The sequence below is a fragment of the Microcella sp. genome (genome assembly GCF_025808395.1).
Taxonomy (GTDB): Bacteria; Actinomycetota; Actinomycetes; order Actinomycetales; family Microbacteriaceae; genus Microcella.
The window spans coordinates 2,070,198-2,087,576 of the sequence record NZ_CP075524.1 but is presented as its reverse complement, the minus strand read 5'-3'; the positions used below and the strand labels follow the sequence as shown (position 1 = coordinate 2,087,576).

Genomic DNA, 17,379 nt, shown 5'->3' with positions numbered 1-17,379 from the left:
CCCCTGGGGTACTCAAGGCTCCTCTGGTCAGGCCAGCTTGTAGCCGGCTTCCTCGACAGCGGCGCGCACGGCGTCAGGGTCGAGCGCACCCGCTGCGCGCACTGTCACTCGAGACTCGCCGCCGTTCTTCAGCACCACCTCGACCGACTCGACCCCCGCGATCGCACCGACCTCTTCTCTTACGCTCGAGACGCAGTGCCCGCACGTCATTCCCGTGACGAGAAACTCGTGCGCGGCCGCCGACGGGGCGTGGTCGTCAACGGTCTGCGCCCCGGGGCTCGCGGCGCCGGCGGGGCTGCCGCACATGCACGAGCCGCCGCCGCAGCAACCGCCCGCCGCGGTCTGGTCACCGAGCAGGTTGAGGGGAGTGGTGCGTGACGAGAGGTCTGTGTTCGCAGTCATCCCGCCATCTTCTCATACCCCCGTGGGGTACCGCCTGCGCGTGCGTCAGCGTCGCCCGGTCACGAGCATCGGGGCGTCGTGAACAGACGCGGTGCTGGTCGCGAAGTCGAGCAGGGTCGCTGCGGTGTCTCCGACGGTCACCTTGCTCAGTGGGCCGAGCGCGAAGCGCCCCAACTCGGCGCGGCCGGTGAACGGCGCGTCGACGATGGGCGGAACTCGCACGAGGGTCCACTCGATGTCATCGGTTTCGCGCAGCAGTCGCCCCAAGGCGGCACTGTGCGGCAGCAAGGGTCGGCACCGCAGCCGCAAGTACAGCTTCACGATGCGCTTGGCGAAGTTCTCGGGGTCTCCCTCGAAGCTCACGTGAAAGCCCTGCAGCACCACGAGTCGGCGCAGCCCTTGTCGGCGCATGGCGTCGATGATGTTCGCCGTGCCTGCGTCGAGACTCTCGGGCCCCCTGAATCCGCCCAGGCTCGAGACGACGACATCGCAGCCGCTGATCGTCTCGGCGACCGCACTCGCATCGAGCGCATCCCCTCGCACGACTTCTGCGGTGGCGAGCCCGGGTGGCACCGAGGTCGACTCGCGAACGAGAGCTCTCACGCCATGACCCTGCCGAAGAGCGTGCTCCACGAAGGCTGAGCCCGCGAGCCCCGCTCCTCCGAATACGGCGATCTTCATGGTCGTCCCCCTCTCGTGATGACTGCAGTCTCAGTGGTGGTCGACCATAGTTCGCCCTCGTGGCCGTGCCCATGGCAGATTTCCGCCATGTTGACGATGGGAGTCGCGGTCTACCCTGAGAGCGTGATGCCCGACCGCACCGAGCGGGCGATCGAGAAGGTCGCCGCCCTCGCCACGGCTCCACTCGACCTGGCGACGTACTGGCGGTCGTGCACTGAGATCATCTCGAGCGTCGTTCCCCACTACTGGACTCCGTGCTATTTCACCCTCGACCCGGCATCGCACCTCGTCACGAGTCACTTCCATGAGGGTCTCGATGAATTTCCGGCCGACGCACTCGCTCACGAGTACTACGGCGACGATGTGTACACGCTCGTCGACGTGGTTCGGTCGCCTGAGGGCGTCTCGACCCTCCACGAGGCGACCGGGGGTGATCCGAGCGCGAGCCCTCGCTGGAAGTTCAACATGTCGATGGGCGGAGACCAAGAGCTGATCGCCCGCCTGCGCACGAAGCAGGGCGAGACCTGGGGCGCGATCGGCCTCTACCGCGAACCGGGTGCGCCGCGGTTCACCGATGACGACAAGCGGTTTCTGCGTGCGATCGGCCCCGAGCTGGCCGCGGGTGCTCGGCGGGCGCTGGCGCTCGGCGAGGCGCGTGATCCCGAGACGGCCGATGCTCCTGGCCTCGTCGTGATCGACGACCGCTGGCAGGTGCGGTCGGCCACTCCGGGGGCAGAGCGATGGCTCGCACGGCTGCCTGACGGCGATCTCGCGGCGGGTCGCCTGCCGTCAGCGGTCATCGCAGTCGCCGCGCAGGTGCTGCAGAGCGTCGCCGATCACCAGCCGGCGACCGTCGCCTTCTCGAGAGTGCCCGCCGATGACGGCACGTGGATGCTGCTGCACGGCGCCCCGCTGAGCGGCGACGATCGACACCGGGTCGCCGTGATCGTCGAACAGGCGCACCCCGCCCGCATCTACCCGCTGCTGATGTCGGCCTACGGCCTCACCGAGCGTGAACGCGATGTCGTCGAACTGGTGCTCACGGGTTCTTCGACGCACGAGATCGCCACGTCGCTCGTTGTCTCACCGCTCACCGTGCAGAACCACCTGCGCAACATTTTCGAGAAAACGGGAGTGCGCAGCCGTCGCGATCTGGTCGGCAAGATCTTCTTCACCCACTACGAACCCCGCTTCCGCGACAACGAGCAGCGCGTCCTGCGCGGCGAACCAGTGCGCGGCGGGCCGGTGGCGCGATAGCAGTGCGCCATCGCGTCCCCCACTCGGGGGGCGCCGTTCGCATTGCGAATCTTCTGCCCGCTTCACCGTTGCACGCCGTCGTCGCGTCGAGCAGAGTGGAGCCAACGCAACGGCAGGTGGCGATCGGGGGATCGCCGGGGGCCTGCCGAGGCAGTCAAGGTTCTGGCGGCGGTTCTTTCATCATTCGGGTTGATGAAGGGGCCGTCGCCTTTCTTGTCTCCGCGGCTCTACGTGAGCGGGTGATCGTGCACGACCGTGCTCAGCGTGGTGCCGTTGAGCTCAAGGTAGACCTGCCGCTCGGTCACCGAGACGGTGATGGTGTTGCGGCGTTCGAGCACCGCGACCGCGGCCTCGATGAACCCGGGGTCGAAGCTGTGCAGCACGATCCGCTCTGACTGGTGAATCTTCTTGCCCGCCCACTGGGCGAGCACCTTGCTCGGGTCGCGGTGCGTGTAGATCGTCGTGCGGTCGGCCAGTTTGCTGCCGTGGTGCAGGCGCGCAGCATCCGGTGCCCCCACCTCGACCCATGTCGTGACGCGACCCGTGCGATCACGCACGATGACGGCGGGCTCATCGGTCGACGAGACGCCCTCGCTGAAGGCGACGCCCTCGTGGAATTCGAGGCAGTAGGCGAGCACGCGCGTCATCATGTAGGCGTCGGTCTCGCTCGGGTGGCGTGCGACGCGCAGACTGAGGTCGTCGTAGACGGCGCGATCGACGTCGGCCAATGATCCTGTGAACGTGTAGACCACTGCGCCGGCTGCCATGGTGCCCGAGCCTAGCCCGCGGCGTGATGACCGCCGTCACGAAGAGTCGCACCAGAAGAAATCTCTGGTGCGCGAGGGGGGACTTGAACCCCCACGCCCTTACGGGCACTGGCACCTGAAGCCAGCGCGTCTGCCAATTCCGCCACTCGCGCGCGACGCGCCTCACGGCCCGTCAACTCAGCGAGATTAGCACAGGGCACCCAGGTCGCTGTGCGGCGCTGGCAAGGCGAGACGACTACCATCAGAGGGTCATCGGCCGAGGGAGGACGCAGGTGGGGCTTCTCGACAGCTTCGAGCGCGGTCTCGAGCGCGCCGTCGGCGGTGCGTTCGCGAAAACGTTCAAGAGCGGAGTGCAACCGCTCGAGATCGCCGCGTCGCTGCGCCGCGAGCTCGACACGAAAGCCGCCGTCGTCTCGCGCGACCGCATTCTGGTGCCGAACGAGCTGCACGTGCGCCTCGCCCCCGCCGATTTCGCGCGCATGAACGACCTCGGCGAGTCGCTCATCGATGAGCTCACGCTGCTGCTGCAGCGGCACGCCACCGCGCAGGGCTACACCTTTCCGGGCGGCATCGACATCACGCTCGACCGCGACGACAGCATCGCTGAGGGCGTCGTCGCCATCGCCAGCACCACCGTCAAGGGCCAGGTCGTGTGGAGCCCCGTGCTCGACATCGACGGAGCCCGGCACCGCCTCACCCGCTCGCGCACCATCATCGGTCGGGGCAGCGAAGCCGACATCACGCTCGATGATTCGGGCACGAGCCGCAAGCACATCGAGATTCTCTGGGATGGCGAGCGCGCCCAGGTCACCGACCTCGGCAGCACCAACGGAACCCTGCTCAACGGTGAGCCGGTCACGCGAGCCGTGCTGCCGCCCGATAGCGTGATCGAGATCGGGCGTACCCGCATCGAGTTTCGCGTGCTCGCCCAGCGCGGTGCCGTCGCCGAACCCCGAACGCGACCCCCTGGAGGAGGCCGATGAGCGAGCTCACCCTGCTGCTGCTGCGCATCGGCTTTCTCATTCTGATGTGGGCGTTCGTCTTCGCGATCGTCTACGCCCTGCGATCTGATCTGTTCGGCACGAAGGTGCGCCGGATGCCCGCCGCCGGCACCCCCGCGGCTGCCGCCGCCTCGAGCACTGCGGCTCCTGTGGCAGCCCCCGTCGCTCGCACCCCCAGCTCACCGCCCGCAGCTGGCGGGCCTCCCGCTCGCCGCCTGGTCATCACGTCAGGAGCCAAAGAGGGTCTCGAGCTGCCGCTCGAGGGCGATCAGTTGACCATCGGGCGCTCGGCAGACTCGGGGCTCGTGATCCGCGACGACTACACCTCGACGCATCACGCGCGGCTCATGCTCTGGGACGACGTGTGGATGCTGCAAGATCTCGACTCGACGAACGGCTCGTTCGTGAAAGGCAAGAAGGTGGGCGCCCCGACGCCGGTGCCGCCGAACACTCCTGTCAGCATCGGCACGACGACGTTCGAGCTGCGACGGTAGGCGCATGACGACCCTCTCGGCCGCTGGTTCGCACGTCGGCAAGGTGCGCGCGAACAATCAAGACTCCGGCTATGCCGGCGAGCACTTGTTCGTGGTGGCCGACGGCATGGGCGGCCACGCGGGCGGCGATGTGGCGAGTGCCATGACGCTGCAGTCGATCGCCGACATGGATCGGCCGTTCGAGTCGGCCGACGAGGCCGCGCGGGCGCTCAGCTCAGCACTGCTCGACGCGAATCAGGAGTTGGCTGAAGCCGTCTTCGAGCATCCGGAGCTCACCGGAATGGGCACCACCGTCAGCGGCTTCGTGCGCGTGGGCCACCGCCTCGCCATCGTGCACATCGGCGACAGCCGCATCTACCGGTGGCGCGCCGGACGACTGACTCAGATCACGAAAGACCACACCTTCGTGCAGCGCCTCGTCGACAGCGGCCGCATCAGTGCTGAAGAGGCGGCCGTGCACCCTCGTCGATCGGTGCTCATGCGGGTGCTCGGCGACGTCGACCTGACTCCTGAGATCGACAGCGAGATCGTCGACACCGAGCCGGGCGACCGGTGGCTGCTGTGCTCTGACGGTCTCAGCGGGTTCGTCAGCGAAGACCGCATCGCCGAGCTTCTCGCCGAGCACGCCGACGCGGCGGCGGCCGTCGAAGCGCTCATCGACGAGAGCCTCGACGAGGGCGCGCCCGACAATGTCACGATCGTCATCGTCGGGGTCGACGAGTCGCCGTCGAGCGCTGTCTCGCGCCCTCTCTTCGTCGGCTCGGCCGCGCAGCCGCTCACCTTCGGCGCCTCGGTGACGAAGCGCAGTGTTCGACTGCCCGCCCTGCTGCTGCATCCGCTCAAGGCCCAGTCGATTCCCGAAGACGAGCACTTCGAGCCAGAGTCTGAAGAGTTCTTCAGAGAGCTCATCGCCGAAGACGCGCGGCGCAAGGTGCGTCGGCGCATCACCTGGTCGGTGGGCCTGCTGCTCGTCATCGCTCTCGTCACCTCTGCCCTGGTCGCCGGCTACCAGTGGACTCAGACGCGGTTCTTCGTCGGGGTGACCGACGGTCAGGTCGCGATCTTCCAGGGCGTGCAGCAGAGCATCGGGCCCTTCCCGCTGTCGAGCGTCTACCTCGAGAGCGGCATCGACGTCGATGATCTCGAGCCGTTCTCTCGCCAGCGCGTCGAGTCGACGATCAATGCCGACGACCTTGCCGACGCCCTCTCGATCATCGATCGGCTGCGTGATGAGCTCGACTGATGCACCGCGCCCCACGGTCGAGCTCGCCGAGCCGCGACCGACGTTCACCGAGGCCATCACCATCAAGCTGCGCACGCCGGCGAAGCTGCGCAACCTCGAGCTGTTCCTGCTGGTGGTCGCCATCGGCATCAGCGGCGCCGCGATCGCTCTCGTGCAGCTCGGCGCCCTCGGCGAGCTCGATTCGACCATGATCGGCTACGGCGCCGGCCTCGGGATGCTCGCTCTCGGCATGCACGTCGTGCTGCGTCTCACCGCTCCCGACGCCGACCCGTTCATCCTGCCCATCGCCGTCACGCTCAACGGCCTCGGCATCGCCATGATCTACCGGCTCGACCTTGCCGAAGGCTTCACCGGCTGGGACATGGCCGGGGTGCGGCAGATGGTGTGGACGGCGATCGCGATGGTGGTCGCACTCGCCGTGCTGCTCATCGTGCGCAACCATCGCGTTCTGGCCAGGTATCGCTATGTCGCGATGCTCGCGGGCATCGTGCTGCTGCTGCTGCCGATGCTGCCCGGCATCGGGCAGACCATCAACGGCGCCCGGCTGTGGATTCAACTCGGGCCGTTCTCGTTTCAGCCAGGAGAGATCGGCAAGATCGCTCTCGCCGTGTTCTTCGCCGGCTACCTGGTGACGGCTCGAGAGTCGTTGTCGATCGTCGGCAGAACCTTCCTCGGCATGCGCCTGCCGCGCGGCCGCGACCTCGGGCCGATTCTCGTGGTGTGGATCGCCGCGATGGGCGTGCTGGTCTTCCAGCGCGATCTCGGAACCTCGCTGCTCTACTTCGGCCTGTTCCTCGTCATGATCTACGTCGCCACAGGCCGGTTGAGCTGGGTCATGCTCGGGCTCACGCTGTTTCTCGGCGGCGCCATCGCCGCCAGCAGCACCCTGGGGTATGTGAACAACAGGTTCGCCGCCTGGCTCGGTGCTTTCGAGCAGCAGAACTACGACGCCATCGGCGGCAGCTATCAGCTGGTGCAGGGTCTGTTCGGGCTCGCCAATGGCGGCCTCATCGGCACCGGGCTGGGTCAGGGTCGTCCTGACATCGTTCCTCTTGCCGAGAGCGACTTCATCATCTCGAGTCTCGGTGAAGAGCTCGGCCTGGTCGGCCTATTCGCCATCCTCGGGCTGTATCTGCTGTTCGTCGCGCGCGGATTCCGCATCGGGTTCAACGGCACCGACGACTTCGGTCGACTGCTCGCGGTCGGGCTCGCTTTCGTCGTCGCGCTGCAGGTCTTCATCGTCATCGGTGGTGTCACGCGCGTGATTCCGTTGACCGGTCTGACGACGCCCTTCTTGGCGGCGGGCGGCTCATCGCTCGTCGCCAACTGGATCATCGTCGCCCTGCTGCTGCGGCTCAGCGACACCGTGCGGCACCAACCACGATTGGTGGTCGACGGCTCATGAACATCGAACTGCGCCGCATCAGCATCGCGACTCTCGCGATGTTTCTCGCGCTCTTCGTGTCGACGAGCGTCATCCAGGTCTTCGCGGTCGACGACTTGCGCGCCGACCCCCGCAACGTGCGCACGCTCTATGCGAGCTATTCGGCCGAGCGCGGGCCGATTCTGCTGGCCGGCACGCCGATCGCCGAATCTGTCGCCGTCGATTCGGTCTTCGAGTTCTTGCGCATCTACCCCGAGCCTGAGCTGTACGCCCCGGTGACCGGCTATTTCACGCTCAACCAGGGCAACACCGGCATCGAGGGCGCCTTCAACGACTTCTTGACCGGCACGGCGAACGAGCAGTTCCTCGACCAGCTCGGCGCCCTCGTCACTGGTCAGAACCCTCGCGGCGCTGCCGTGCAGCTCACGCTCGACCCCGTCGTGCAGCAGGCTGCCTTCGAGGCGATGGGTGACCTGAAGGGTGCCGTCATCGCGATCGAGCCGGCGACCGGTCGCATCCTGGCCATGGTGTCGACACCGAGCTTCGACCCGAACCGCCTGTCGTCGCACAGCACGCAGAGCGTGCTCGCGGCCTATGACGAGCTGCTCGCCGACCCGAACGACCCGCTCATCAACCGCACCATCAGCGGCAATCTCTACTTTCCGGGGTCGACCTTCAAGATTCTCGTCGCCGCCGCCGCGTTCGACTCGGGGGCGTTCGTGCCCGATGACGTGTTTCCGAATCCTCCCCAGCTGCAGCTGCCCCTCAGCACGAGAACCATCAGCAACTCGGGTGGTGGCACCTGCGGCGGCGGCGAGACGGTCACGATCGAGACGGCGTTGCGCTTGAGCTGCAACATTCCCTTCGCCCAACTCGGGCTGGCGCTCGGTCAAGACACGATCGACGAGTATGCGACGGCTTTCGGCTTCGGCACGGCCTTCGAGGTTCCGATGCCCGCTCGCCCCTCGACCTACCCGCAGGACATGGACGACGCGCAGCTCATGCTGTCGTCGTTCGGTCAGTACGACACTCGCGTGACTCCGCTTCAGATGGCGCTCATCAGCGCCACGATCGCCAACGGGGGCAACCTCATGCAACCCACGCTGCTCGACCGCATCATCGCGCCCGATCTCTCGATCGTGCAGCAGCCAGAGCCCGTGCTCGTCAGCCAGCCGATCACCCGCACGACGGCGGAGACTATGACCCGCTTGATGGTCGACGGGGTCTCAAATGGTGTCGCCTCTAATGCCAGAATAGGGGGGGTCGATGTCGCAGGTAAGACGGGAACCGCCGAGAACGGCGGCGACCGCCCCTACACGCTGTGGTTCACCGGATTCGCGCCTGCCGACAATCCGCAGGTGGCGATCGCGGTCGTCGTCGAAGATGGCGGCGGGCGCGGTCAGAGCGGGTCAGGCAACCAGATCGCGGCGCCGATCGCGAAGAGAGTGATTGAGGCGGTGCTGAGCAGATGAGACCCACGAGTGGTGTGACCTTCGGCGGGCGCTACCAACTGCTGTCGCGCGTGGCGATCGGCGGCATGGGCGAGGTCTGGCAGGCGACCGATCTCGTCATCGGCCGCACCGTCGCGATCAAGATCTTGAAAGACGAATACCTCGGCGACCCCGGCTTTCTCGAGCGTTTTCGCGCGGAGGCCCGCCACGCCGCCCTCGTCAACCACGAAGGCATCGCCAACGTCTACGACTACGGCGAAGAAGAGGGCAGCGCCTTTCTCGTCATGGAGCTCGTGCCGGGCGAGGCGCTCTCGACGATTCTCGAGCGCGAGCGCGTGCTGCCGGCCGACCAGGTGCTCGACTACGTCGCCCAGACCGCAGCCGCCCTGCACGCCGCGCACCAGGCGGGGCTCGTGCACCGCGACATCAAGCCGGGCAACCTGCTCATCACTCCCGATGGTCGCGTCAAGATCACCGACTTCGGCATCGCGCGCATCGCAGACCAGGTTCCCCTGACGGCAACCGGTCAGGTGATGGGAACAGTGCAGTATCTGTCTCCGGAACAGGCGAGCGGGCATCCTGCATCGCCGTCGACCGACATCTACTCGCTCGGCATCGTCGCCTACGAAGCCCTCGCAGGGCGCCGACCCTTCACCGGAGAATCGCAAGTAGCGATCGCGATGGCCCAGATCAACGAGGCTCCGCCCGAGCTGCCGGTCACCGTGGCCGAGCCGGTGCGCAATCTCGTCTTCGCGGCGATCGCGAAGAAGCCCGCCGACCGTCCGGCGACGGCGCAGCTGTTCGCACGCGCCGCACAGGCTCTTCGCCGCGGCGATGTCGGAGCTGCGGCCGCGATCGTGCCGGCGATCGCGTCGGGGGCGGCCGCGACAGCGGCGACTCGAGTCATGGCCTCGCCCGCGGGCGACGAGAGCACCCGCGTGCTGCCGAGCATGACCGAGACGCCGACGGTGCAGACCGAGACGCAGCGCAGCCCGTGGACCTGGCCGCTCGTCGCCCTCATCGGGCTTCTCGTCGTGCTCTTGGTCGGTGCTCTCATCGCGGTGTTCGCACAACCGAGCGGGCCTGAACCCGAGCCCACCGACACGCCGACGGTCGAGCCGACCGTCGAGACTCCCGACCCTGAACCGACGATCGATGTCGTACTCATCGTCGAGGGCGAGTGGCTCGGCAAAACACGGGCGGCGATCGAAGCCAAGGCGGCCGAGCTCGGGCTCGTGCTCGACGCGGTAGAGCGCAACATCGCACCGTCGCAGAACGATGTCGGCCTGTCGTATCAGATCAACCCGCGCAGCGGTGAAGTGCAGCGCGGGGCGACGATCACGGTGTTCTTCTACGCACCGATTCCGACACCGCCGCAACCGGGCAGCCTGGCGATCGCACCGGGCTCGGGGCCCTACGTCGGCGGCACTGATGTCACACTCAGCTGGCCGGCCTACAGCGAGTGCCCCTCGGGCTTCTCGCTCACCGGGTACAACTTCACGATCGTCGGTGGCAACCCCTCGATCAGCAACCCGGTGCCGGCGGGCACGACGCAGATGACCGTGACGCTCGCCGACAGCGGCCAGATGAAGGTCACCTACGTGGCGCTGTGCGGCTCGTTGCAGTCGCAGCGCTCGAGCGAGCTCTCGATCAACATCGACGAGCCCTGACTCGACGGCTCGCGCCGCTGCCCAGTCGAGCACAGCGCGACCGCCTAGACTGAGCGACGTCACACCAGCACGCACATCACGCAGCACGCACGAGAACCGAGGGGGCGATGGACGAGGTCGCACAGAGCGCACGGGTCATCGCCGGGCGCTACGAACTGGGCCCCCTGATCGGTCGCGGCGGCATGTCAGACGTGCACCTCGCCACCGACGGCAAGCTCGGCCGACGCGTCGCCATCAAGCTGCTGAAGTCGAGCCTCGCGAGCGACCCCGTGTTCCGCACCCGGTTTCGCCAAGAGGCGCACGCCGCGGCCCGCATGGCCCACCCGACGATCGTGCGAGTCTTCGATGCCGGCGAAGAGATCGTGCGAGACGACAGCGGGGCCGAGACCGTGGTGCCCTTCATCGTCATGGAGCACGTCGAGGGCAGGCTGCTGCGCGACATCATCGATGATGGTCCGCTGCCGGTCGGCGAGGCCGCCCGCATTGCCGAAGGAATCCTGACCGCTCTCGAGTACTCGCATCGTGCCGGCGTCGTGCACCGCGACATCAAGCCCGGCAACGTCATGATCACGGCCACCGGCCAGGTCAAGGTCATGGATTTCGGCATCGCCCGCGCCATCTCAGACTCCGCGGCCACCGTCGCGCAGACGAGCTCGATTCTCGGCACTGCGCAGTACTTCTCGCCTGAGCAGGCGCGCGGTGAGACGGTGGATGCTCGCACCGACCTCTACGCGACAGGAGTCGTGCTCTTCGAGATGCTCACGGGCCGACCGCTGTTCCACGGTGAGTCGGCGGTCGCAGTGGCCTACCAGCACGTGAGCGAGGCTCCCGCTGCGCCGAGCTCGATCAACCCCCAGGTCTCGGCCGCCATGGACTCGGTGGTGCTGCACGCCCTGGCGAAAGACCGCTTCGGCCGGTTCCAGTCGGCGAGCGAGTTTCGCGACGACGTCGCCGCTGCGTCGGCCGGCCTCGCACCCACCCCTCGCCGAGACGACGGCTCAGAGTTCACGTCGACCTTGTTCGGCATCGACCCCGCAGCCACTGCCAGCACTGAGGCCGCGATGCGCCAGTTGTCGGTCGACGACGACGACGAACGGCGCACCCGCACCCAGTCTCGGCCGCCCGTGGCCTGGATTTGGGCGGGCATCGCCGTCATGGTCGTCGTCGTCGCGGCCGTTATGTACTGGGCGTTCAATCTCGAGCGCACGCCGTTGACGAACTCGATCGCCGTGGCGGTGCCCGACGTGGTCGGCCTGCAGTACGAAGAGGGCGGGCAGATTCTGCTCGATGCCAACCTGCAGCCGCAGCCGACGACGGTGACCGACCCCGATGTCGCCGAGGGCGTGATCATCAGCACTGATCCCCCCGCCGGCATCACGGTGGCTCCTGGCCAGGTCATCGAGGTGGTCGTGTCAGCCGGCCCGGCCCGCATCCAGGTGCCCAGCCTCAACCTGCTCTCGCTCGCTGAAGCGCAAGCGGCGCTCGAGGCGCGAGGTCTCGAACTCGGCACCGTGACGGCAGAGAACTCGTCATCAGTGGCGAAAGACGTCGTGATTCGCTCTGACCCTGCCTCGGGTGCCGAACTGCGTGCCGGCGACCGCGTGAACGTCGTCGTGTCGACGGGGCTCGTGCGAGTGCCCGACGTGCGCAACCTCAGTGTGGGCGAAGGTTCGGCGCAGCTCACCGCACTCGGCTTGCTGGTCTCGGTGCAAGGAGACAGCGGTTGCACCGGGCAGACCATCACCGGGCAGTCTTTGCCCCCCGGCGATCAGCCGCAGGGCTCAGCCGTCACGCTGCGATACTGCAGCGGGGTTCCGGGCGAAGACTAGCTCGCGCTCATCACGCGTGCGGCGTGAGCGACACGAGAGGGCTCAGGCCGTGCGCTGCCTCGCGCGCGCTCGGCAGCCCCGCTTCGGCCAACCAGTTGCCGAGCATCCGGTAGCCGCCCTCGGTGAGCACCGACTCAGGGTGAAATTGAACGCCGTGAATCGGGGCGGTGCGGTGCCGAACCCCCATGATGACGCCGCCCTCGGTGCGAGCAGTGACGACCAGCTCGTCGGGCACCGTGCCATCGACGATCGCCAGGCTGTGATATCGCGTCGCGCGAAACGGCTGCGGCACCCCCTCGAAGAAGTCGCTGTCATCGTGCTCGATCATCGAGGTCTTGCCGTGCATGAGCTCGTCGGCGTGCGTCACAGTGGCTCCGAGAGCCTGGGCGATGGCCTGGTGGCCCAGGCACACCCCGAGCAGCGGCACACCGCTCGACAGTGCCGCGCGCACCGTGGCGATCGAGATGCCGGCCGACGCCGGGTTGCCCGGCCCCGGTGAGACGAGCACTGCGTCGGCGTCGGCCAGCAGCTCGTCGACGTGGTCGTCGGCGACCACGTCGTTGCGCACCACCCTGGTCTCAGCACCGAGCTGCTGCAGGTAGCCGTCGAGCGTGTAGACGAAGCTGTCGTAGTTGTCGATCACGAGAACGCGCATCAGCTCACTCCTCGACGGTCGACTCTTGGGGCAGCAGGGTCGCTGAGGCCCAGGGAAACACCCATTCGACGAGGGCAGCCAGCACGAGCGCGGCGGCGACCACGAGAATGAGGATGCGCACCCAGACCGGCCCAGGCAGAACTCTCCACAGCGCTGCGTACATTGTCGACTCCGTGCCTTCCCGGTCTCAGTTGCCCGCGGCGACGACGACGCCGCTCAACTCTGCGGGCGGCCCGCCAGCTCGGGGATACCAATTCTCCATCACCGCGTAGGCGATGATGCGCTCAGCCGACGAGAACTTCGGGTTGCAGCTGGTCATGGTGAGAACACGCTCTGTGGGCGCGATGTCGGGCTCACGCGGCACCGGCTCGAGCACCGAGACGTAGCTCGGCCAGACATATTCGAGGCCGCGGAACGAGTACTCGTACCATCCGTCTGCGGTCTCGACATAGATGAGGTCTCCGAGTCGCAGTTCGGCGATCTCGGCGAAGGGGGCACCGTAGGTGGTGCGGTGGGCGGCGATCGCGAAGTTGCCGATCTCTCCCGGCATCTGCGTGTTGAGGTAGTGCCCGATGCCGATCTGCCGGTTGTTGAGCACGGTGCGCATGTCGACGCCTCCGGCGATCGGCCGCACGTAGTCGGCGCCGAACCTGGGCACGATCAGGGTGGCGAACACCTGCCCGGCGGCCGCCGGCTCGGCGACGATCGGCTCGCCGTTGTCGACCGGGCGCTCGGTCTGCGCCTCGCCGCGCTCCCACTCTGACTGCAGCTCTTGCTGCACCTCGACACCGGCGGCCTGCTGCTGGGTTCCGGTGACGATGTCATCGAGCCAGATGTACCAGCCGAGAAACAGCATCACGATGACGCCGGCGGTGATGAGCAGTTCGCCCAGTACGCCGACGACGGTCAGTCGCGCCGCCGGTCGAGGCTCACGCGGCGCGCGTGCTGCGCCCTTCTTCGAGACGCCGGGCGTGCGGCGCGCGCTCTCTCGAGCCTCACGCCGCGACACCGGCGCTGCCGCGTCTGGCGCCTCGGCCGCGGCCGGGTCTGTCGAGTCGTGCACGTCGTTCACGAGGCCAGTGTAGGCGCAGGCGCTGGGCGCGTGGTCGGGCTAGACTCCCTGTCATGGCCCGGTCAACTGCGCGCAACGCCGACAACCCCGAAACCCCTCGTGGCGCCGACGCCCCGAACCCCGTCTGGTTCAAGCCGGTGATGTTCGGATTCATGCTCGTCGGGCTCATCTGGATCTTGGTCTACTACGTGAGCCAGGCCTCCTGGCCGGTGCCGACACTGGGCCCCTGGAACATCATGGTGGGCTTCGGCATCATGTTCATCGGGTTCCTCATGACCACGCGCTGGCGCTGACCGGGGATTTCTCAAAACTACATCCGTGTGATTATCCCCACTGTGGATACGCCTGTGGATAACTTCTTCGTCGTGTGTCAGGCGAGGGCGAATCGCGCCACCGTGGCGACCACCAGCACGACCCCGATGCCGACGAGCAGGAGGGCCTGACGTCGTTGCTGGTCTGCGCGACGCGTGCGCATGAGCACCGCCGCGCAGGCCGCGCCCACGAGCAGGCCGCCGATGTGCGCCTGCCACGAGATTCCGGGCACGAAGAAGCCGAGCGCGAGGTTGATCGCGATGATGACGATCAGCTGAATGCTGGTGCCGCCCAGGCGGCGTTGAATGACGAAGAACGCGCCCAGCAACCCGAAGATCGCTCCAGATGCTCCCACGACGATGCTGCCCGGTGCGAGCCACAGCACCGCCACCGATCCGCCGAGCGTCGACAAGATGTAGACCGCGCCGAAGCGTGCCCGGCCGATGAGCGATTCGAGCAACGGCCCGAGCACGAACAGCGAGTACATGTTGAACAGAATGTGGAAGAACGAGCGATCGCTGTGCACGAGCGACACGGTGAGCATGCGCCACGGTTCTTGCAGGGTGAGCGGCGGGTAGTAGGCGAGAGCACTCGTCACCACACCTTGGCTGAGCAGCTGCAGCGCGAACACGGCGAGGGTCGTCGCGAGTATCGAGTACGACACGACGGGCACGCGGCTTCCGGGCCGAAACGCGCGCGCGAGCGCAGAACGCCTCGGCGGCTGTGCGGCTCGTGCCGCGGCGACGCACTCCGGGCAGTGCACTCCGACGGCCGCAGGTATCTGGCATTGCGGGCAGATCGTGCGGCCGCAGCGTTGGCACAGCACGAAGCTGCGCCGGTCGCCGTGGCGGTAGCAGACGTCGTCGCTAGACCCGGCGCGCGCTGCGCCCCCGGTCGAGTCGGTCACGCGACCTCGACGACCTCGATCGACGAGATGACGACGTCGGTCAGCGGCTTGTCGTTCGCGTTGGTCGGCACGGCTTCGATCGCGTCGACGACCTTCCTCGACTCGTCGTCGGCCACGGCACCGAAGATGGTGTGGTTGCCGTTCAACCACGTGGTCGGCTTGGTGGTGATGAAGAACTGCGAGCCGTTCGTGCCTTTGCCCATGCGCTTGCCGGCGTTCGCCATCGCCAGCAGGTAGGGCTCGGTGAACTGCAGCTCGGGGTGAATCTCGTCGTCGAACTCATACCCGGGGCCGCCGATGCCCTGCCCGAGCGGGTCTCCGCCCTGCAGCATGAAGTCGGTGATGATGCGGTGGAAGATGACACCGTTGTAGAGCGGCTCGGTGGTCTTCTGACCGGTGGCCGGGTGGGTCCACTCTTGCGTGCCGGTCGCGAGGCCGATGAAGTTCTTCACCGTCTTCGGCGCGTGGTTGCCGAACAGATTGACGACGATGTCGCCGTGGTTGGTGTGAATGGTGGCGACAGCAGTGTGAATCGTCATGATGCCCATTCTGGCACGGAGCGCGCTGGCGGAATCCTGAGCATTCGATAGACGCCGGTGGGGAGAACACCGCATCGGTGCCAGGATGGTGGCGTCGCCAATCGTCGACCGAGGAGGACGCCATGGAACTGTCACGCAAGAACAAGCGCCAGCTGAAGAAGCTTCGCCGTGAGGCCGGAGACGTCTGGGACGAGCAGCGTGAGGTTCTCGAGCATGCAGCCAGCATCCTGCGCGATGCGAGTCGGCAGGCCGCGCATGTCGCTCGCGACGATGTGGCGCCTCGAGTGCGCCACACCTACGAGAAGCGCGTCGTGCCCTCTGTCGAGGCGGGCGTCGGCTCGGTGAAGCACGCGGCGAGCGCCACGCGCGACCGATTCGTCGACGATGTGCTTCCCGCTGTCACCGGAGCGATCGGTTCGGCCATCGCCGTTCTCGACGTGGCCCGCGACAAGCGCATTCGGGATGCCCTGCGGCAGGTCTCGGCCACCGGTCGCGAGCTCGCCACCAAGGCCGGGCAGCGCGTCGGCATCATCGAGGTCAAGAAGTCGCCCGGCCCCGGCCGGTACATTCTGATCGGCCTCGGCGTCGTCGCCGCCGGCGCGGTCGCCTACGCCGCATGGCAGACACTGCGTGCCGACGACGACCTGTGGGTCGAAGAAGACGAGTCGCTCGAGCCTGTCGCAGAGTGATCGTGCTCGGCGGGCGGTCGAGCGACTACGACTAGTCCACTCGGGCTGCTCGAGACAGCTCCGCCAGAGTGACCAGCACGGCTTCGGCCTCACGGTCGAAGAGCGAGATGTGGCCGTCGTCGTCGGTCACCGTGACGACTGCCTCGGGCAGACGATCCGCAAGCCAATGGGCGCTGCCGACCGGGGCGTTGCGGTCTGCCGCTCCATGCCACACGGCCACGGAGCTCGCACCAGACTGCGGCGTGAATCCCCACGGCGATGCCGCGAGTTGAAGGTCGCGAAGCACGCCGCGCGTGCCCTCTCGTAGTGCATCGGCGAGAAAAGCAGCGAATGGCTCCGCCGCTCCTTGCCGTTCCGCGACCGCGCGGTCGGGCGGCGGCATGCTCTTGCCGGTCGCGGCGATCATGCGATCTGGTGTGCGGGTGCCGAACCTCATGAATCGCAGCATGAGCTGCGTGAGTCGAGGCGCCCTCATCGCCATGCTGAAGATTCGGCTGACATCGCTCGATCGCCCCTCGGTCATGCCTGGCGCATCGGCGGGGCCGATTCCCGACACGATCGCCGTCGCCGTGATGCGGCCTGCGGCGACGTGCCGTGTCGCAAGGGCGAAGGCTCCTCCCACTGAGTAACCGAGCAGCGCGAATCGTTCGATGCCGAGCGCGTCGGCGAGCTCGCATGCATCGCGTCCGGCGTCGAGCATCGTGCGAGAAGGCTGCGCCGTCGAGCCTCCGACGCCTGGTCGGTCTGCGACGATGAGTCGCACTCGCGCAGCGACCGCCCGCTCGTGCAGGTCGAAGAACAGTATTTCGAGCTTGCCACTCGGTGCTCCGTGCGAGTACAGCACAGGTTCACCCGCCGGGTCGCCCGCCTCGAGGTAGGTGATGATCCTGCCGTCTGACAAGGTGAGCTCGAGTTCATTCGTCACACGCTTCACCATAGCGGTCACGTCACGAGAGGATCGGCCGCGCGCGTCGAGGGTGAGCGCGTTGGTGCCACCCCGCTTCGAGCCGCGAAGCGAGACGACCA

At 67.2% G+C, this 17,379-nt stretch carries 19 protein-coding genes and 1 tRNA gene; 10 read left to right on the top strand and 10 right to left on the bottom strand.

All coding sequences use genetic code 11. The features are described 5' to 3' along the window. Positions 1-27: 27 nt before the first annotated feature. Both KIT89_RS10225 and KIT89_RS10220 read right to left on the bottom strand, forming a co-directional pair. Positions 28-402, bottom strand: coding sequence for a heavy-metal-associated domain-containing protein (locus KIT89_RS10225; protein ID WP_297601128.1), 375 nt, complete (start codon positions 400-402; stop codon positions 28-30). A 45-nt stretch (positions 403-447) separates the two neighbouring features. Beyond that, on the bottom strand, positions 448-1,083 hold the full coding sequence (locus KIT89_RS10220) for an NAD(P)-dependent oxidoreductase (RefSeq protein WP_297601125.1): 636 nt from the start codon (positions 1,081-1,083) through the stop codon (positions 448-450). An 87-nt stretch (positions 1,084-1,170) separates the two neighbouring features. Between KIT89_RS10220 and KIT89_RS10215 the strand changes: the two genes are divergently transcribed. Beyond that, positions 1,171-2,340 carry a helix-turn-helix transcriptional regulator gene (locus KIT89_RS10215; protein WP_297601123.1) on the top strand — a complete coding sequence of 390 codons (1,170 nt, stop codon included), beginning with the start codon at positions 1,171-1,173 and terminating at the stop codon, positions 2,338-2,340. A gap of 227 nt (positions 2,341-2,567) precedes the next feature. Here KIT89_RS10215 and KIT89_RS10210 read toward each other — a convergent pair whose 3' ends face one another. Both KIT89_RS10210 and KIT89_RS10205 read right to left on the bottom strand, forming a co-directional pair. After that, the gene (locus KIT89_RS10210) at positions 2,568-3,107 is read right to left on the bottom strand and encodes a YaeQ family protein (RefSeq protein ID WP_297601121.1); all 540 of its coding nucleotides are present in this window, start codon (positions 3,105-3,107) and stop codon (positions 2,568-2,570) included. Positions 3,108-3,172: 65 nt separating this feature from the next. After that, positions 3,173-3,259: transfer RNA gene (locus KIT89_RS10205), tRNA-Leu, on the bottom strand. A 120-nt stretch (positions 3,260-3,379) separates the two neighbouring features. Here KIT89_RS10205 and KIT89_RS10200 point away from each other — a divergent pair. From KIT89_RS10200 to pknB, 7 genes are all read left to right on the top strand, one after another. Further along, positions 3,380-4,090, top strand: coding sequence for a DUF3662 and FHA domain-containing protein (locus tag KIT89_RS10200; protein ID WP_297601118.1), 711 nt, complete (start codon positions 3,380-3,382; stop codon positions 4,088-4,090). Further along, positions 4,087-4,602, top strand: coding sequence for an FHA domain-containing protein (locus KIT89_RS10195; RefSeq protein ID WP_297601116.1), 516 nt, complete (start codon positions 4,087-4,089; stop codon positions 4,600-4,602). Before KIT89_RS10200 ends, KIT89_RS10195 begins: the two co-directional genes overlap by 4 nt. A 4-nt stretch (positions 4,603-4,606) precedes the next feature. Then, a complete protein-coding gene (locus KIT89_RS10190; protein ID WP_297601113.1) occupies positions 4,607-5,845 on the top strand; it encodes a PP2C family serine/threonine-protein phosphatase in 1,239 nt (412 codons plus the stop codon). After that, a complete protein-coding gene (locus tag KIT89_RS10185; RefSeq protein WP_297601110.1) occupies positions 5,832-7,250 on the top strand; it encodes an FtsW/RodA/SpoVE family cell cycle protein in 1,419 nt (472 codons plus the stop codon). Before KIT89_RS10190 ends, KIT89_RS10185 begins: the two co-directional genes overlap by 14 nt. Next, entirely contained in the window at positions 7,247-8,701 is a 1,455-nt protein-coding gene (locus KIT89_RS10180; RefSeq protein ID WP_297601108.1) for a penicillin-binding protein 2, read from the top strand. The genes KIT89_RS10185 and KIT89_RS10180 overlap by 4 nt, the downstream gene beginning before the upstream one ends. Continuing rightward, positions 8,698-10,350, top strand: coding sequence for a serine/threonine-protein kinase (locus KIT89_RS10175; RefSeq protein WP_297601106.1), 1,653 nt, complete (start codon positions 8,698-8,700; stop codon positions 10,348-10,350). The genes KIT89_RS10180 and KIT89_RS10175 overlap by 4 nt, the downstream gene beginning before the upstream one ends. A 107-nt stretch (positions 10,351-10,457) precedes the next feature. After that, on the top strand, positions 10,458-12,179 hold the full coding sequence (gene pknB, locus KIT89_RS10170) for a Stk1 family PASTA domain-containing Ser/Thr kinase (protein WP_297601105.1): 1,722 nt from the start codon (positions 10,458-10,460) through the stop codon (positions 12,177-12,179). Between the two features lie 10 nt (positions 12,180-12,189). Here pknB and KIT89_RS10165 read toward each other — a convergent pair whose 3' ends face one another. The 3 genes from KIT89_RS10165 to KIT89_RS10155 are packed head-to-tail and all read right to left on the bottom strand — an operon-like array spanning position 12,190 to position 13,906. Continuing rightward, positions 12,190-12,837: an aminodeoxychorismate/anthranilate synthase component II gene (locus KIT89_RS10165; RefSeq protein WP_297603955.1), complete on the bottom strand. Its 648-nt coding sequence runs from the start codon at positions 12,835-12,837 to the stop codon at positions 12,190-12,192. A 1-nt stretch (position 12,838) separates the two neighbouring features. Next, a complete protein-coding gene (locus KIT89_RS10160; protein ID WP_297601103.1) occupies positions 12,839-12,997 on the bottom strand; it encodes a hypothetical protein in 159 nt (52 codons plus the stop codon). A 24-nt stretch (positions 12,998-13,021) separates the two neighbouring features. Next, the gene (locus tag KIT89_RS10155) at positions 13,022-13,906 is read right to left on the bottom strand and encodes a class E sortase (RefSeq protein WP_297601100.1); all 885 of its coding nucleotides are present in this window, start codon (positions 13,904-13,906) and stop codon (positions 13,022-13,024) included. A gap of 53 nt (positions 13,907-13,959) precedes the next feature. Between KIT89_RS10155 and KIT89_RS10150 the strand changes: the two genes are divergently transcribed. Continuing rightward, positions 13,960-14,199 carry a cell division protein CrgA gene (locus KIT89_RS10150; protein WP_297601098.1) on the top strand — a complete coding sequence of 80 codons (240 nt, stop codon included), beginning with the start codon at positions 13,960-13,962 and terminating at the stop codon, positions 14,197-14,199. 77 nt (positions 14,200-14,276) lie between these two features. Here the strand turns inward: KIT89_RS10150 and KIT89_RS10145 are convergent, their stop codons facing one another. Then, entirely contained in the window at positions 14,277-15,125 is an 849-nt protein-coding gene (locus KIT89_RS10145; RefSeq protein ID WP_297601097.1) for a rhomboid family intramembrane serine protease, read from the bottom strand. Continuing rightward, positions 15,122-15,664, bottom strand: a complete 543-nt coding sequence (locus KIT89_RS10140; RefSeq protein ID WP_297601095.1) for a peptidylprolyl isomerase — start codon at positions 15,662-15,664, stop codon at positions 15,122-15,124. Before KIT89_RS10140 ends, KIT89_RS10145 begins: the two co-directional genes overlap by 4 nt. 122 nt (positions 15,665-15,786) lie before the next feature. On the opposite strand from KIT89_RS10140, the gene KIT89_RS10135 reads away from it, so the two are divergent. Further along, complete coding sequence (locus KIT89_RS10135) at positions 15,787-16,353, top strand: hypothetical protein (RefSeq protein WP_297601093.1); 567 nt, start codon at positions 15,787-15,789, stop codon at positions 16,351-16,353. Between the two features lie 31 nt (positions 16,354-16,384). Here the strand turns inward: KIT89_RS10135 and KIT89_RS10130 are convergent, their stop codons facing one another. Continuing rightward, positions 16,385-17,278, bottom strand: a complete 894-nt coding sequence (locus KIT89_RS10130) for an alpha/beta hydrolase (RefSeq protein WP_297601091.1) — start codon at positions 17,276-17,278, stop codon at positions 16,385-16,387. Between the last annotated feature and the right edge of the window lie 101 nt (positions 17,279-17,379).